The organism is Escherichia sp. F1 (assembly GCF_046764225.1).
In the GTDB taxonomy this organism is placed as follows: domain Bacteria; phylum Pseudomonadota; class Gammaproteobacteria; order Enterobacterales; family Enterobacteriaceae; genus Escherichia; species Escherichia coli.
Genome location: NZ_CP177202.1, coordinates 4,033,850 through 4,049,925 on the forward strand (window position 1 = coordinate 4,033,850; position 16,076 = coordinate 4,049,925).

Sequence of the window (16,076 nt, forward strand, 5' to 3'; positions counted from 1 at the left end):
TAAATGTCGTTATGCCAGTACAGCTGAAGGCGCTTTGAAGGCCAACGGCAGTTCTGCGTCGTCCTGGAAGGTCACATATTCCCAGGCTTCCTGTTTCGCCAGGACAGCCTGCAGCAGTTTGTTATTCAGTGCATGACCGGATTTATAAGCGGTAAATGCACCAATAATATTGTGACCACACATGAACAAGTCACCGATCGCATCGAGCATTTTGTGACGCACAAATTCGTCTTCAAAACGCAGGCCGTCTTCGTTCAGTACGCGATAATCGTCAACAACGATGGCACAATCGAAGCTGCCGCCCAGGCACAAACCACGGGACTGCAGATATTCGATATCACGCATGAAACCGAACGTACGCGCACGGCTGATCTGGCGCATAAACGCATCAGCGGAGAAGTTCATCGCATAGCGCTGGTTGCTGGAATCAATAGCCGGATGGTTAAAATCGATGGTGAAATCCAGCGAAAAACCATTGTACGGCTTAAATTCAGCCCACTTATCGCCATCTTCGACACGAACAGTCTCTTTGATGCGAACAAATTTCTTGGCGCAGTTCAACTCGTCGATACCGGCGTCAAGCAGCAGGTATACAAACGGAGCGGCGCTGCCGTCCATGATCGGGATTTCCGGCGCGTTAACTTCGATAACAATGTTATCGATGCCCAGGCCCGCGAGAGCAGCATTGAGGTGCTCTACGGTTGAAATCCGTACATCATGCTCGTTGACCAGACACGTACAGAGCATGGTATCACGCACAGATTTGGCATCGGCCGGGAAATCTACCGGTGGATTCAAGTCGGTGCGACGATAGATGACCCCGGTGTTGGCCGGCGCAGGGCGTAACGTCAGGGTGACTTTCTTGCCGGTATGTAAACCGACACCCGTCGCCTGAACGATACGTTTAAGTGTCCTTTGTTTGATCATCGTATTATCTCGCCAAATTACCTATCCAACCGAAGTGTACTATACATTCGGCGGGCCAGTTTAGCACAAAGAGCCTCGAAACCCAAATTCCAGTCAATTCTTAATCAGCTTGCTTACGCAGGAATGCTGGGATATCCAGATAATCCGGCTCTTTCGCAGTTTGCGGTGCATTGTCATTCACGACTTTAGCAACCGGCTTCTGCTCCTGGGTCAGCGGAGCCATCCCGTGCTGCTGGTAGCGATCCATCACTGGCTGCTGAACCTGCTTATTGGTCACCAGAGTGATTTCAGGACGTTTGTCCATGCCGATACCTGTCGCAACAACAGTTACGCGCAGCTCGTCATTCATATCCGGGTCAAGAGAAGTACCGATAACCACAGTCGCGTTGTCGGAAGCAAATGCACGGATGGTGTTACCTACCGTTTCGAACTCATCCAGACGCAGGTCGAAGCCCGCCGTGATGTTAACCAGCACGCCGCGTGCGCCAGACAGGTCGATATCTTCCAGCAGCGGAGAAGAGATAGCCATTTCAGCAGCTTCTTCCGCACGGTCTTCACCGCTCGCCACGCCAGAACCCATCATTGCGTAGCCCATTTCAGACATTACGGTGCGTACGTCTGCAAAGTCCACGTTCATCAAACCCGGACGAGTAATCAGTTCGGCGATACCTTGCACTGCGCCTTTCAGTACATCGTTCGCTGCGCCAAACGCATCCAGCAGGGAGATACCGCGGCCCAGAACTTTCAGCAGTTTGTCGTTCGGGATAGTGATCAGAGAGTCCACATGCTTGGACAGTTCAGTGATCCCCTGCTCGGCGAATGCCATACGCTTCTTGCCTTCAAAGTTGAAAGGCTTAGTGACGACAGCAACGGTCAGGATACCCAAATCTTTTGCCACTTCAGCGACGACTGGAGCTGCGCCTGTACCGGTACCACCACCCATACCCGCAGCAATAAAGACCATGTCTGCACCTTCCAGCGCCGCACGCAATGCATCGCGATCCTCATCAGCCGCATTGCGGCCAACTTCTGGATTAGCGCCAGCGCCCAGTCCTTTGGTGATACCGCTACCGATTTGAATCGTCTGTCCAACCGCTGTTTTACGCAGCGCTTGTGCATCGGTATTTACCGCGAAGAATTCAACACCTTCAATGCGCTCGCGCACCATGTGTTCAACAGCATTACCGCCGCCGCCGCCGACGCCGATGACTTTAATCACCGCGTCATTGGTAAGTTCCATTGGTTCAAACATAGTTTCTCTCCGATTTGTGCCTGTCGCCTGAGGCCGTAATCATCGTCGGCCTCATAAAAATTAAAACTCTTTTCGCAGCCAACTATTGAGTCGCTTGATCCACGAGCCAACTGATGCTGTAACACGTTTTTCTACTTCAGCTTCACCGTTAAGATGTGACTCTTTCCCATAGTGAAGCAATCCCACCGCCGTCGAATAATACGGCTCCTGAGCATAATCCGTTAAACCGGTAATGTTCAGCGGCGCGCCGATACGCACTTGCGTATGAAACACGCGCTGAGCACAGGCTGCAAGACCTTCGATCTGCGCTGCGCCACCAGTTAAAACAATGCCTGCCGCCAGGTGATGTTTAACCCCTTGTTGGCGAAGCTTTTCCTGCAACTGCAATATCTCTTCGTTGACCAGGTTGAGCAGCTCGGTATAGCGCGGCTCGATCACCTCTGCCAGGGTCTGACGTTGCAGACTCCGCGGCGGACGACCACCTACGCTCGGCACTTCCACGCTCTCATCTTTTCCAACGATGGAACCCAGCGCACAACCGTGGCGAACTTTAATCGCTTCGGCGTCGCTTGGCGGCGTGCCAAAGGCGTAAGCGATATCACTGGTCACGACATTGCCAGCATAAGGAATTACCTTAGTGTGGCGCAATGCCCCACCGGTATAAACGGCGATATCCATTGTACCACCACCGATATCGACGACGCAGACACCCAGTTCACGTTCATCTTCCGTCAATACCGAATAACTTGATGCCAGTCCGGCAAATATCAGTTGGTCAACTTTCAGCCCACAACGTTCAACCGCTTTGACGATGTTTTTCGCCATATCGTTGTGACATGTGATCAGGTGCACTTTTGCCTGCATCCGCACGCCCGAAAGTCCTACCGGATTCTTGATCCCTTCCTGATAGTCAATCGCATACTCTTGCGGGATCACATGCAGCACACGGTGTTCATCGCGCACACGCACCGATTTCGCGGTATGGACGACATTTTCCACATCTTCTTGCGTCACTTCTTCTTCAGAAATAGGCACCATACCAATTTCATTCTGGCAGCTGATGTGCTTACCAGAAAGCGCCAGATATACCGAAGAGATCTGACAATCTGCCATCAATTCTGCCTGGTCAATAGCGCGTTGTACGCACTTGACCACGGATTCGAGGTCGTTCACCCCGCCTTTATCCATACCACGCGACGGGCAGCTGCCCACGCCAATGATATTGACCATACCGTCGGGCAGAACTTCCCCTACTAAAGCGGCAACCTTCGCGGTACCAATCTCCAGTCCTACTACCAGTTTTCTGTCCGTCGCCTTGATCATTGTTGTTCTGCCTGTGCCTGATTTTGTTGCTGAGTAGATTCCTCTGGCGGCAAGGGCGCCCAGCCTACTGCCGCTCCAGAGTCATAACGCAAATCAACGTAGCTAATCCGTTTGCCATCGGTTTGCGCCTGCTGCTGTAAAACCGGATAAAGTTCTACAAAGCGAGCCAAACGTTTCATCGTATCGCCCCGGCCAAGATTGAGCTTAATATCGTTATTCAGCGTCAACTGCCAGGAACGCCGCGCGGTCATCGCCGCTTCCTTCAGAGTAAATCTGTCCTTTGCCAGCATCTGCCCCATTTCGCGATAGCCCTGCAACACTTCATTGGCGCTGCCTTCCGGGCCATACAGCATTGGAAGCACCTGCTTGCTGGTGCGATCTGGCGGCACGCTGAAAGTGTTTCCTTCCGCGTCTACCATATGTTGATCATTCCACCGCGCAATCGGCACATATTCAACCAGATGAATCTTCAATTCATCAGGCCACTGCTTTCTGACGCTCACCTGCTTAATCCACGGCAGGCGTTGTTCTATTTGCGTCTGGATGATGTTGACATCCTGGGTCATAAAGGTCCCCGGCTCACCCAATGCCAGGATCGACTGCCGGATATCGTCATTACGTGTGTAATGGCGTTCACCGGTCAACACCAGCTTTGAGAGCGGCAGGCGTTGCGCATCTTCCATCCAGCCCAACACGACCCAGCCGCTCACCAACACTGTCGTTAAAACGGTCAGCAGGAAAAGGATCCCCGCCAGACGCGTTCCATTATTGCGGCGAGAAGAAACCTCTTCTTCGCTGTTTCGCGTGTTCAGAGCAGCCTGCGACATATTAGTCCGCCAGTTCCAGAATTCGTACTACCAACTGCGAGAAGCTCATACCTGCCTGACGTGCCGCCATCGGCACCAGGCTGTGGCTGGTCATACCCGGTGAGGTATTGGCTTCCAGCAGATAAAACTGTCCATCGCTGTCCAGCATAACGTCAATACGTCCCCATCCTTTGCAACCTAACGTCGCCCATGCTTTCAGCACTAATGCCTGCAAATTGGCCTCTTGTGACGCTTCCAGACCTGCGGGGCAGAAATACTGTGTCTCATCAGAGAGATACTTCGCCTCATAATCATAGAAGGTTCCGGACGGTTGAATACGTATTGACGGTAAAATTTCTTCACCGAGTATCGCAACCGTGAACTCCGGCCCACTTAGCCATTTTTCAATCAATACTTCTTCATCGTGCTGAAATGCCAATCTTAATGCATCTTGTAGAGCATTTTCTGCTACTACTTTTGACATTCCCACACTGGAACCTTCGCGGCTCGGCTTAACGATAACCGGCAAACCTAAGGCAGAAATTTCTGCTAACTGCTTATCACTCAGGCCTTTTTCAAACTCTGCGCGGGTTAACGCTACCCACGGAGCGACCGGTAAACCGGCGCCCTGCCAAAGCAATTTGCTGCGTAGTTTATCCATTGAAAGCGCAGATGCCATCACTCCGCTGCCGGTATAAGGCAAGCCCATCAGCTCGAGCATGCCCTGCAGCGTGCCATCTTCACCGCCGCGACCGTGTAGCGCGATAAACACTTTCTGAAAGCCCATCGACTTCAGTTGCGTCACGTCGACTTCTTTCGGGTCGACAGGATACGCGTCAATACCGCCTTCACGCAGCCCGGCTAACACCGCTGCACCAGAATTCAGAGAAACTTCCCGCTCAGCGGAGGTCCCGCCCAACAGGACCGCGATTTTATCAGTCATGTTGTTCTTCCTCCGGAGTTTGCGGCTTCAGTTTGATTTCAGCTAAAGAACGGGCAATTTTTCCGATATTACCAGCCCCCTGAACGAGAATCAGGTCGTTACCGGTTAATACCGGTGCCAGCATCTCGGCTACCTGCGCCGGGTCCGGCACCAGAATGGGATCAATTTTCCCACGTCCACGAATTGTGCGACACAGCGAACGGCTGTCCGCTCCCGGAATTGGCGCTTCGCCAGCCGGATACACTTCCAGCATCAACAGGGTATCAACCTGCGTCAGCACATTGGCGAAATCATCATACAGGTCGCGCGTACGGGTAAAACGGTGCGGCTGAAACAGCATTACCAGGTTTTTATCCGGCCAGCCTGCACGCGCCGCTTTAATGGTGGCGTCCACTTCCGTCGGGTGGTGGCCGTAGTCATCGACCAGCATTGCCGTACCGCTTTTACCATTCACTGGCTCCAGCGGGAATTCACCGAGGAAATCAAAACGGCGACCAGTCCCCTGGAAGCTCTCCAGCGCACGCAAAATAGCCTCGTCGTCAATTCCCTCTTCCGTAGCAACCGCAACCGCAGCTGCGGCGTTCAGCGCGTTATGACGGCCTGGCGCATTCAGGGTGACGCGCATCGGCTCTTTGTCCTGGCGCAGCAGCGTAAAGTGCCCCTGCGGGCCAATCTGCTGATAATCTTCTACACGCACGTCGGCATCTTCGCTGAAGCCGTAAGTCGTGGTCTGACGCCCCACACGCGGTAACAATTCGCGGATCACCGGATCATCAACACACATCACCGCACGACCGTAAAACGGCAGGTTGTGCAGAAAATTAATAAAGGTCTGTTTTAAATTCTCAAAGTCGCCCTGGTAGGTATCCATGTGGTCGGCTTCGATATTGGTGACAATCGCCACCATCGGTTGCAGATGCAGGAACGATGCATCACTCTCATCTGCTTCGGCAATCAGGTACCGCCCATGCCCCAAACGCGCATGAACGCCCGCCGCTTTTACCAGCCCACCGTTAACGAAGGTTGGGTCGAGTCCCGCTTCTGCGTAGATGCTGGAAACCATCGCAGTGGTTGTCGTTTTGCCATGCGTTCCGGCAATGGCGATGCCATGACGAAAACGCATTAACTCAGCCAGCATTTCGGCACGACGGATCACCGGAATACGCGCTTCATGAGCTGCGACAATTTCCGGGTTATCGGCAGAAATCGCGCTGGAAACAACGACCACGCTGGCATCACGTACGTTTTCCGGGCGATGGTTGAAATAAATCGTCGCCCCAAGATTCATTAACTGCTGCGTGACCGGATTTGGCGCTAAATCGGAACCACTGATCTGATAACCTTCATTGGCCAGAACTTCGGCAATACCGCCCATACCGGCACCACCGATGCCGACAAAATGTATGTGCCGAACGCGACGCATTTCGGGCACGATGGAACGCAGTTTTGCCAATTGTTGTGTATTCATTCTTTACGCCATTAACTTCTTAAATTCATACGATGCAAAAGGCATCGCTACAATTACGCCCGGGCAGCCCGGCTCACTTCATTTGCCACTCGCTCGGTGGCATCCGGAATGGATGCAGCGCGGGCGCGTTCAGCCATGGTTAATAAGGTTTCTCGCGACCACCCGGCCAGGGTGTTGGCGACAGCATCCACGCTAAGCTGTGGCTGCTCGATAATTTTGGCTGCGCCCGCTTTTTCCAGCGGTAGAGCATTCCAGTATTGCTGGCGGTCTTTATGTTGAAACGGCACAAACAACGCCGGTAGTCCCGCCGCAGCGATTTCACTCACCGTTAACGCACCGGAGCGGCAAACGACGACATCCGCCCACGCATACGCCGCCGCCATATCATCAATAAATTCCGTCACTTTATGCTGCGGTTGCCCCGCTTCGGCATACGCCTGTTCAACGGATTGTTGCGAACCTTTACCGCTCTGATGCCAGATAGTGACTGAATCACCCAGTTTCGCAGCAACCTGCGGCATTGTCTGGTTAAGAATGCGTGCGCCCTGGGAACCACCCACTACCAACACACGAACCGGACCTTCACGTCCAGCCAAACGTTGCTGTGGCAACGGCAGCGCCAGCACATCGGTACGCACCGGGTTACCCACCACTTCCGCATTAGGGAAAGCGCCTGGAAACGCCTGCATCACTTTGGTGGCAATCTTCGCCAACCATTTATTGGTTAATCCCGCAATACCGTTTTGTTCATGAAGTACAACCGGAATACCTAACGACCACGCGGCCAGACCACCTGGACCTGATACGTAGCCGCCCATTCCGAGCACCACGTCAGGTTTGTACGCTTTCATAATCGCCCGCGCCTGACGCCAGGCGTTGAAGATTCGCAGTGGCGCAGCTATCAGTGCTTTTATACCTTTTCCACGCAGACCAGAGATACGAATGAAATCAATTTCGATGCCATGTTTTGGCACTAAGTCCGCTTCCATACGGTCGGCAGTCCCCAGCCAGCGAACTTGCCAACCCTGAGCCATTAGATGGTGCGCAACCGCCAGTCCCGGGAATACATGTCCACCGGTTCCGCCTGCCATCACCATTAATCGCTTTCCTTGACCACTCATCGTGAACCTCGTACAAACGCCTGCGCTTTCTCCAGACGCGTTTCATAATCAATACGCAACAGCATCATGATGGCTGTCGACATAATCAGTAAGCTCGAACCACCGTAACTGATCAACGGCAATGTCAGACCTTTGGTCGGTAACATCCCCGCGGCCGCGCCTACGTTCACCAGCGCCTGGAAGCTAAACCAGATGCCAATGGAACAGGCGAGAAAACCGGAAAAACGATGGTCAATTTCTAATGCTTTACGGCCAATCGACATCGCACGAAAAGCGACGAAGAATACCATTAAAAGTGCTAGTACCACACCGACATAACCTAATTCTTCGCCGATAATGGCGAAAATAAAGTCAGTGTGCGCTTCCGGCAGATACTCCAGTTTTTGTACCGAGTTACCTAAACCTTGCCCCCACAGTTCGCCGCGACCAAACGCCATCAGCGATTGCGTTAACTGATAGCCGCTGCCAAAGGGATCTTCCCACGGGTTCCAGAATGCGGTAACACGGCGGATACGGTACGGTTCGGCGAGGATCAGCAACACAACCGCTGAAATGCCCATACCGATAATGGCAATGAACTGCCACAATTTCGCTCCCGCCAGGAATAACATCGCCAGCGTAGTCACAAACAACACCACCACCGTACCAAGGTCTGGCTGTGCCAGCAGTAACACTGCCAACACCAGAATCACGCCCATCGGTTTCAGGAAGCCGCGCAGGTTATTACGTACTTCGTCGCCTTTACGCACCAGATAGTTGGCGATATAGCAAAACAACGACAGTTTTGTCAGCTCCGCAGGCTGGATACGTAGCAAGCCGAGATCGATCCAACGCGATGCCCCTTTAACAGAGCTACCCACTACCAGAACGATCATCAACAGGATGATTGATCCGAGTAGCATCGTAGCGCTGTAACGTTGCCAGAACTCCATCGGCAGACGCAGCGTAATGATCGCCAGAATGAATGCCAGGATCAGATAGACGCCATCACGCTTCGCGAAGAAGAACGGATCGTTGGTTAAGCGTTGCCCTATGGGCATTGACGCCGAGGTCACCATGATAAAGCCAATCGCCGCGAGGCCGAAGGTCAGCCACAGTAAGGTGCGATCGTACATGATCAGGCTGTCGGTATCTTTTTCCCGCGAGCCCATCACCCAGCCCTTTAGCGCCGTGGAGATCCAGACCAGAATACTGAATCCTGGCAGGCGCGGCATTTTCAGGCGAGGGAGAGATAAACGCATCAACCTAACTCCTTCGCCAGACGGGCAAACTCATTGCCTCGTTGTTCAAAGTTCTTGAACTGATCAAGGCTGGCACAGGCCGGGGAGAGCAGAACCATATCGCCCGGCTGAACACGCGGAGCCAGCAAGCGCATCGCCTGTTCCATAGTTTCGGTTTGTTCTGCCACTTCCGGGCGTAGCGCCGCCAGCTGCGCGCCGTCACGACCGAAACAATACAAACGTACGTTATCGCCATTCAGGTAACGCGCCAGTGGGCTAAAATCTGCCGATTTACCATCGCCGCCCAGCAACAAATGCAGCGTGCCGTCTACGTGCAGGCCATTCAGCGCCGCTTCCGTACTGCCGACGTTGGTCGCTTTTGAATCGTTAATCCAGCGCACACCGTTATGCTCCAGCACAACTTCAAAGCGATGCGGCAGACCAGTGAATGTGGTTAACGCTTTCAGGCTGCTGGCGCGCGGCAAACCAGCGGCATCTGCCAGTGCCAGAGCTGCCAGTGCATTGGTGTAGTTATGCTGCCCGGAAAGTTTCATTTCTTTCACGTTCAGCACTTTCTCGCCTTTCACCCGCAGCCAGGTTTCACCCTGCTGATGATTCAGGTGATAGTCACCCATGTTGACGCCAAAGCTGACGCAGCGTTCATCCGCACCGCGAATCGGCATTGTTAAGGCATCATCAGCATTAACCACGCAAACTTTTGCGTTTTCGTAAATGCGCAGTTTTGCTGCACGATACTGTTGTAAACCAAACGGATAGCGATCCATATGATCTTCAGTCACGTTCAGAATGGTCGCTGCTACCGCCTGTAAACTGGAGGTGGTTTCAAGCTGGAAGCTCGACAGCTCCAGCACGTACAGTTCGCACTCATCATCCAGCAGCATCAACGCAGGCAGGCCAATATTGCCACCCACACCAACGTTAACCCCCGCCGCTTTCGCCATTTCACCCACTAGAGTGGTGACCGTGCTTTTGCCGTTAGAACCGGTGATCGCCACAATCGGTGCTTGTGCTTCACGACAGAACAGCTCGATATCGCCAACGATTTCGATTCCGGCATCAGCGGCAGCGCTTAGGGATGGATGCGCCAGTGCAATACCGGGACTGGCGACAATCAGATCGGCCGCCATCAGCCATTCATCATTCAGACCGCCCGTGTGGCGTTCTACAGCTTCGGGTAATTTATCCAGGCCAGGCGGTGTCATACGCGTATCCATAACGCGCGGCGTCACACCGCGAGCGAGGAAAAAGTCCACGCAAGAAAGCCCGGTGAGGCCCAGGCCGATAATGACGACATTTTTACCCTGGTAATCAGCCATGATTAACGTACCTTCAGCGTTGCCAGACCAATCAGGACCAGCATCAGCGAAATAATCCAGAAACGTACAATGACGCGCGGTTCCGGCCAGCCTTTCAGTTCATAGTGGTGATGAATCGGTGCCATGCGGAAAATACGTTGTCCGCGCAGTTTAAAGGAGCCGACCTGCAGGATGACGGAAAGTGTTTCTACCACGAACACGCCCCCCATAATCACCAGCAGGAATTCCTGACGCAGCAGTACGGCGATAATACCTAACGCACCACCTAACGCCAGCGAACCGACATCGCCCATAAAGACCTGCGCCGGATAGGTGTTAAACCACAGGAAGCCCAGCCCTGCCCCGACTATCGCGGTACAGACAATGACCAGTTCCCCGGCGTGTCGTAGATACGGTATGTGTAAATAGCTGGCAAAGTTCATGTTGCCGGTCGCCCACGCCACCAGCGCAAAACCACCGGCGACAAATACGGTCGGCATAATTGCCAGACCGTCGAGACCATCAGTCAGGTTTACCGCGTTGCCTGTACCCACAATGACGAAGTAAGCCAGCAGAATGTAGAACAGCCCCAGTTGCGGCATCACATCTTTAAAGAACGGAACCACCAGCTGCGTTGCGGGCGTGTCTTTGCCGGCAAGGTACAGCGCGAAGGCAACACCCAGCGCAATGACCGACATCCAGAAATACTTCCAACGAGCGATCAACCCTTTGGTGTCTTTACGCACCACTTTGCGATAGTCATCAACAAAGCCAATGATGCCGTAACCTACCAGCACCACCAGTACGCACCAGACGTACGGATTGGATGGGTAAGCCCACAGCAGCACGGAGATCACAATCGCTGTCAGGATCATAATCCCGCCCATGGTCGGCGTACCGCGCTTGCTGAAGTGTGATTCAGGACCGTCGTTACGCACTACCTGACCAAAGGAAAGTTTTTGCAAATGAGCAATCATGCGCGGGCCCATCCACAATGAGATGAACAGCGCAGTCAGCAGGCTGACGATGGCGCGAAACGTCAGATAGGAAAAGACGTTAAAGCCGGAATAATATTTGACCAAATGTTCGGCCAGCCAAACTAACATGTCCCATTCTCCTGTAAAGCGCGTACTACCTCTTCCATGGCAGCACTACGTGAACCCTTAACTAAAATCGTAATTACCTGTTGCTCAGTAATCAGTGATTTAAGACGCGCGATAAGCGCAGTTTTATCGGAAAAATGTTCGCCAACGCCGCTGGCGGTGCTGATAGCATGGCTTTGTTTACCCACGCTTAACACGCGGTCAATACCAGCTGCTTTTGCCGCTTCGCCCACCTGTATATGGCAGGCTTCGCTTTCAGCGCCCAGTTCCGCCATATCGCCCACCACCAGCACGCGGTAGCCCGGCATTTCAGCCAGTACCTGGACTGCTGCGGTCATTGAACCGACATTGGCGTTGTAGGAGTCGTCGAGCAGCAACTGGTTTTCCGCCAGCTGGATGGGGAACAGACGGCCTGGAACAGCTTTCAGATTTGCCAGCCCCGCTTTGATAGCATCAAGCGTCGCGCCCACGGACATGGAGAGCGCAGCGGCTGCCAGCGCATTCGCAATATTGTGACGCCCTGGAAGCGGCAGCAGAACATCGACGCTACCGGTTGGGGTTTGCAGGGTAAATTCCGTACCGTGCGAAGTCACATGGATGTTGGTGGCGGTGAAATCGCTGTTGGCGGCATTGGGTGAGAAACGCCACACTTTGCGTGAGCCAATTACGCTCTGCCAGTTCAGCCAGTCGTTGTTGTCGGCATTCATAATGGCGATACCGTTTTCCGGCAAGCCGCTAAAGATTTCGCCTTTCGCTTTTGCCACGCCAGCCAAAGAACCGAAACCTTCCAGATGCGCTGCCGCCAGGTTATTGACCAGCGCCGCTTCCGGGCGAGTCAGACTCACAGTCCAGGCAATTTCGCCCTGATGGTTCGCGCCAAGTTCAATAACTGCGTAATCGTATTCCGGCGTTAAGCGCAACAGCGTCATCGGCACGCCGATGTCGTTGTTGAGATTGCCTGCCGTATAAAGCGTGTTGCCACACTGGCTTAAAATTGCCGCCGTCATCTCTTTAACAGAGGTTTTGCCGGAGGAGCCCGTCAGAGCAACCACGCGCGCCGGAACTTGCTGGCGAACCCATGCAGCCAGTTCACCAAACGCCAGACGCGTATCCTTGACGATTAACTGCGGCAGATCGATATCCAGCGGACGGCTGACCAGTAGTGCGCCCGCGCCGCCAGCTTTCGCCTGGTCGGCAAAATCATGAGCATCGAAACGTTCGCCTTTCAGGGCAACAAACAGGCAGCCCGGCGTCAGTTTTCGCGTGTCAGTGGTTACAGCATCAAGGGTGATATCTGCACCTTGCAGTTCACCGTTGAGAATATCGGTAAGTTGGCTAAGGGTTACGCTAATCATGCAATCACCCCCAGCAGACGCGCCACCGTGACGCGATCGGAGTAGTCCAGACGCTGATTGCCAACAATCTGGTAATCCTCATGGCCTTTGCCCGCGACCAGTACCACATCATTCTCTTTAGCCTGCATAACGGCGCAAGTCACCGCTTCAGCACGGCCTTCCATCACTTTGGCATGTCCGGCATCTAACATTCCCGCCAGAATATCGTTGATGATGGCACGCGGTTCTTCGGTACGCGGGTTATCGTCCGTTACCACCGCCACGTCAGCAAACTCTTCAGCAATTGCGCCCATCAGTGGACGTTTGCCTTTATCACGATCGCCACCACAGCCAAAGACGCACCACAGCTTGCCCGCACAGTGCAGGCGCGCCGCCTGTAAGGCTTTTTCCAGTGCATCCGGCGTATGCGCGTAATCCACCACTACCGTCGGTTTGCCTGGCGCAGTGAACACTTCCATACGTCCACAAACCGGCTGCAGGCGTGCGGCAGTTTTCAGCAGGTCAGACAACGGATAGCCCAGCGCCAGCAGCGTCGCCAGCGCCAGCAGCAGGTTGCTGACGTTAAAAGCGCCCATCAGATGGCTTTCAATTTCCCCATCGCCCCAACTTGAACTAAAGCGAATCGTCGCACCGCTGTCGTGATAGTTCACTTCAGTCGCTTTCAACCAGCGTCCGTGACAGTTCGGATTGATATGATCTTCCATTGATACCGCAACTGCGTCTGGCAGTTTTGCCAGCCAGCGGCGGCCCACTTCATCGTCGGCGTTAATAATCGCCTGACCGCAATGATGCTCAGAATAAAGCAGCCATTTCGCGGCTTCGTAGTGTTCCATATCACCATGATAATCAAGGTGATCGCGGCTTAAGTTGGTAAAGACCGACGCCGCAAATTTCAATGCCGCCACACGGTGCTGTACCAGTCCGTGGGAGGAAACTTCCATTGCGCAAAAAGTCGCGCCCTGATCCACCAGCCCCGCCAGCCCATGCTGAACATCGACTGCCGAACCGGTTGTATTTTCTGTCGGGATCACTTTCCCCAGCAGGCCGTTACCAACGGTGCCCATTACCGCGCTGGTTTCGCCAAGCAGTTGGCTCCACTGCGCCAGCAGCTGGGTCGTCGTGGTTTTGCCGTTGGTGCCCGTTACGCCCACGAGACGTAAATTGTCAGAGGGTTCATGGTAAAAGCGGCCCGCCAGTGCAGATAAACGCTCGTTGAGCTGGCTGAGATAGATGACCGGTACGCCGTGCATTTCACGGATTTCACCGTCGGTCGCCTCATCTTTCGCCTCTGCAATAATGGCAGCCACACCTTGCGCTATCGCCTGCGGGATATATCGACGCCCGTCCGCCTGATGACCTACTACAGCTACAAAGAGATCGCCCGCCGCAGCCACACGGCTGTCGAGTGTCATCTCTCGCAGTGCTCGCGAAGGTGCGTCTGGCACCCACGGAGCAAGAAGGTCGCGCAAATTACGATCTGCCACCTGTCCCCTCGCCTTGATTAATCACAAATTCATTTTTATCGCCCGTTGTCAGCGCATCCGGCTCGATGTTCATGGTACGCAATACGCCGCCCATGATGGCACCAAAGACCGGCGCGGAAACGGCGCCGCCGTAGTATTTACCCGCCTGCGGATCGTTGATAACAACAACCAGCGCGAAGCGCGGCTGACTCGCAGGCGCAACGCCTGCGGTATAAGCAATATATTTATTGATGTAGCGACCGTCCGGCCCGACCTTTTTCGCGGTACCGGTTTTAATGGCGATACGATAGCCCTTAATCGCCGCCTTCACGCCGCCACCACCCGGTAGCGCCACGCTTTCCATCATATGCACCACGGTGCGAACAATGGATTCCGGGAAGACTCGTTCACCGGGAACCGGGGGGTCAACTTTGGTAATCGACAGTGGGCGATAAATGCCGTAGCTGCCGATAGTTGCGTAGACTCGCGCTAACTGTAACGGTGTTACCATTAGCCCGTAGCCGAAAGAGAAGGTGGCCCTCTCTATGTCAGACCACCGTTGTTTTTGAGGATATAAGCCACTGCGTTCTCCGACCAACCCCAAATTGGTCGCTTTTCCCAGTCCAAAACGTGAGTAAGTATCTACTAACGCTGAGGACGGCATCGCTAACGCCAGCTTGGAAACACCGACGTTACTCGACTTCTGTAATACCCCGGTCAGGGTTAATTCGCTGTAGCGTGCCACGTCTTTGATTTCGTGGCCGTTAATTCGATAAGGAATGGTATTGAGTACCGAGTTTTCCCGCACTACGCCACGTTGCAACGCGGTCATCACCACCATCGGTTTAACCGTTGAACCCGGTTCAAACACGTCAGTGATGGTACGGTTACGCATCGCCTCTTTCGGCGTGCCACTCAGATTGTTTGGGTTGTATGACGGGCTGTTAGCCATCGCCAGCACTTCACCGGTGTTGACATCCACCAGCACGGCGCTACCAGATTCAGCTTTGTTAAAGGCCACCGCGTTGTTCAGTTCGCGATAAACCAGCGCCTGCAGGCGTTCATCAATACTCAGCGCCAGGTTGTGCGCCGCCTGACTGTCGGTGGAAGAGATATCTTCAATTACGCGACCATAGCGGTCTTTACGCACAATGCGCTCACCCGGCTGCCCGGTAAGCCATTTATCGAAACTCTTCTCGACGCCCTCAATCCCCTGACTATCGACGTTAGTAAAGCCGATGAGGTGAGCGGTCACTTCGCCGGATGGATAATAACGGCGAGATTCTTCACGCAGATGAATCCCCGGCAGTTTCAGTTTTTTGATGTACTCTGCCATGTCAGGGTTTACCTGACGCGCCAGATAAATAAAGCGCCCTTTCGGGTTGGCGTTAATGCGGGCTGAAAGCTGATCCAGCGGAATATTGAGTGCGTTAGCCAGCGCCTTCCAGCGATCACCGACGCTGATACCGCCAGCGTCATGCACTTCTTTCGGGTCAGCCCAAATCGCTTTAACCGGCACGCTCACCGCTAACGGGCGACCAGAACGGTCAGTAATCATGCCGCGGGAGGTGGAAACTTGCTGAACGCGAAGAGAACGCATGTCGCCCTCTTTTACCAGCATATCCGGGGAGATAACTTGTAACCACGCTACGCGTCCGAGCAGAAAAGCCAGCGCCAGGAGAATACAGCCGCATAACAACGCAAAACGCCAACTGATAAAGTTGGCATGTTCTTCCTGACGTTTTGGTTTCTGCGTTTTCGCCGCTGCTTTCATGCGTC

General features: G+C 53.8%; 13 protein-coding genes. All 13 read right to left on the minus strand.

Features of this window, described 5'->3' with window-relative positions:
- Window positions 1-9 precede the first annotated feature (9 nt).
- The 13 genes from lpxC to ftsI all read right to left on the minus strand — a co-directional run bounded on the left by lpxC (window position 10) and on the right by ftsI (window position 16,071).
- Window positions 10-927, minus strand: a complete 918-nt coding sequence (gene lpxC / locus ACK8NJ_RS19370) for a UDP-3-O-acyl-N-acetylglucosamine deacetylase (RefSeq protein ID WP_000595482.1) — start codon at window positions 925-927, stop codon at window positions 10-12.
- Window positions 928-1,027: 100 nt separating this feature from the next.
- Entirely contained in the window at window positions 1,028-2,179 is a 1,152-nt protein-coding gene (gene ftsZ / locus ACK8NJ_RS19375; RefSeq protein ID WP_000462776.1) for a cell division protein FtsZ, read from the minus strand.
- Between the two features lie 60 nt (window positions 2,180-2,239).
- Window positions 2,240-3,502 carry a cell division protein FtsA gene (gene ftsA, locus ACK8NJ_RS19380; protein ID WP_000588474.1) on the minus strand — a complete coding sequence of 421 codons (1,263 nt, stop codon included), beginning with the start codon at window positions 3,500-3,502 and terminating at the stop codon, window positions 2,240-2,242.
- Window positions 3,499-4,329 carry a cell division protein FtsQ gene (gene ftsQ, locus ACK8NJ_RS19385; RefSeq protein WP_000075744.1) on the minus strand — a complete coding sequence of 277 codons (831 nt, stop codon included), beginning with the start codon at window positions 4,327-4,329 and terminating at the stop codon, window positions 3,499-3,501. Before ftsQ ends, ftsA begins: the two co-directional genes overlap by 4 nt.
- 1 nt (window position 4,330) lies before the next feature.
- A complete protein-coding gene (gene ddlB, locus ACK8NJ_RS19390; RefSeq protein WP_073461993.1) occupies window positions 4,331-5,251 on the minus strand; it encodes a D-alanine--D-alanine ligase in 921 nt (306 codons plus the stop codon).
- On the minus strand, window positions 5,244-6,719 hold the full coding sequence (gene murC / locus ACK8NJ_RS19395) for a UDP-N-acetylmuramate--L-alanine ligase (protein ID WP_001096048.1): 1,476 nt from the start codon (window positions 6,717-6,719) through the stop codon (window positions 5,244-5,246). The genes ddlB and murC overlap by 8 nt, the downstream gene beginning before the upstream one ends.
- 53 nt (window positions 6,720-6,772) lie before the next feature.
- The gene (gene murG / locus ACK8NJ_RS19400; RefSeq protein WP_000016559.1) at window positions 6,773-7,840 is read right to left on the minus strand and encodes an undecaprenyldiphospho-muramoylpentapeptide beta-N-acetylglucosaminyltransferase; all 1,068 of its coding nucleotides are present in this window, start codon (window positions 7,838-7,840) and stop codon (window positions 6,773-6,775) included.
- Window positions 7,837-9,081 carry a cell division protein FtsW gene (ftsW, locus tag ACK8NJ_RS19405; RefSeq protein ID WP_001295532.1) on the minus strand — a complete coding sequence of 415 codons (1,245 nt, stop codon included), beginning with the start codon at window positions 9,079-9,081 and terminating at the stop codon, window positions 7,837-7,839. The genes murG and ftsW overlap by 4 nt, the downstream gene beginning before the upstream one ends.
- The gene (gene murD / locus ACK8NJ_RS19410) at window positions 9,081-10,397 is read right to left on the minus strand and encodes a UDP-N-acetylmuramoyl-L-alanine--D-glutamate ligase (RefSeq protein ID WP_000796459.1); all 1,317 of its coding nucleotides are present in this window, start codon (window positions 10,395-10,397) and stop codon (window positions 9,081-9,083) included. Before murD ends, ftsW begins: the two co-directional genes overlap by 1 nt.
- A 2-nt stretch (window positions 10,398-10,399) precedes the next feature.
- Window positions 10,400-11,482 (minus strand): phospho-N-acetylmuramoyl-pentapeptide-transferase, encoded by a 1,083-nt coding sequence (gene mraY / locus ACK8NJ_RS19415; RefSeq protein WP_000964122.1) that lies wholly within the window; start codon window positions 11,480-11,482, stop codon window positions 10,400-10,402.
- Window positions 11,476-12,834, minus strand: a complete 1,359-nt coding sequence (gene murF, locus ACK8NJ_RS19420; protein WP_328116644.1) for a UDP-N-acetylmuramoyl-tripeptide--D-alanyl-D-alanine ligase — start codon at window positions 12,832-12,834, stop codon at window positions 11,476-11,478. The genes mraY and murF overlap by 7 nt, the downstream gene beginning before the upstream one ends.
- The gene (gene murE / locus ACK8NJ_RS19425; protein ID WP_328116646.1) at window positions 12,831-14,318 is read right to left on the minus strand and encodes a UDP-N-acetylmuramoyl-L-alanyl-D-glutamate--2,6-diaminopimelate ligase; all 1,488 of its coding nucleotides are present in this window, start codon (window positions 14,316-14,318) and stop codon (window positions 12,831-12,833) included. The genes murF and murE overlap by 4 nt, the downstream gene beginning before the upstream one ends.
- The gene (gene ftsI, locus ACK8NJ_RS19430) at window positions 14,305-16,071 is read right to left on the minus strand and encodes a peptidoglycan glycosyltransferase FtsI (RefSeq protein ID WP_000642211.1); all 1,767 of its coding nucleotides are present in this window, start codon (window positions 16,069-16,071) and stop codon (window positions 14,305-14,307) included. Before ftsI ends, murE begins: the two co-directional genes overlap by 14 nt.
- Window positions 16,072-16,076: the final 5 nt, after the last annotated feature.

Bases quoted from the DNA above. Each gene is read 5' to 3' on its own strand.
- ftsI (WP_000642211.1), bottom strand. From the start codon at position 16,071: ATGAAAGCAGCGGCGAAAACGCAGAAACCAAAACGTCAGGAAGAACAT.
- lpxC (WP_000595482.1), bottom strand. From the start codon at position 927: ATGATCAAACAAAGGACACTTAAACGTATCGTTCAGGCGACGGGTGTC.
- murD (WP_000796459.1), bottom strand. From the start codon at position 10,397: ATGGCTGATTACCAGGGTAAAAATGTCGTCATTATCGGCCTGGGCCTC.
- murG (WP_000016559.1), bottom strand. From the start codon at position 7,840: ATGAGTGGTCAAGGAAAGCGATTAATGGTGATGGCAGGCGGAACCGGT.
- murF (WP_328116644.1), bottom strand. From the start codon at position 12,834: ATGATTAGCGTAACCCTTAGCCAACTTACCGATATTCTCAACGGTGAA.
- ddlB (WP_073461993.1), bottom strand. From the start codon at position 5,251: ATGACTGATAAAATCGCGGTCCTGTTGGGCGGGACCTCCGCTGAGCGG.
- ftsZ (WP_000462776.1), bottom strand. From the start codon at position 2,179: ATGTTTGAACCAATGGAACTTACCAATGACGCGGTGATTAAAGTCATC.
- ftsW (WP_001295532.1), bottom strand. From the start codon at position 9,081: ATGCGTTTATCTCTCCCTCGCCTGAAAATGCCGCGCCTGCCAGGATTC.
- ftsA (WP_000588474.1), bottom strand. From the start codon at position 3,502: ATGATCAAGGCGACGGACAGAAAACTGGTAGTAGGACTGGAGATTGGT.
- murC (WP_001096048.1), bottom strand. From the start codon at position 6,719: ATGAATACACAACAATTGGCAAAACTGCGTTCCATCGTGCCCGAAATG.
- ftsQ (WP_000075744.1), bottom strand. From the start codon at position 4,329: ATGTCGCAGGCTGCTCTGAACACGCGAAACAGCGAAGAAGAGGTTTCT.
- mraY (WP_000964122.1), bottom strand. From the start codon at position 11,482: ATGTTAGTTTGGCTGGCCGAACATTTGGTCAAATATTATTCCGGCTTT.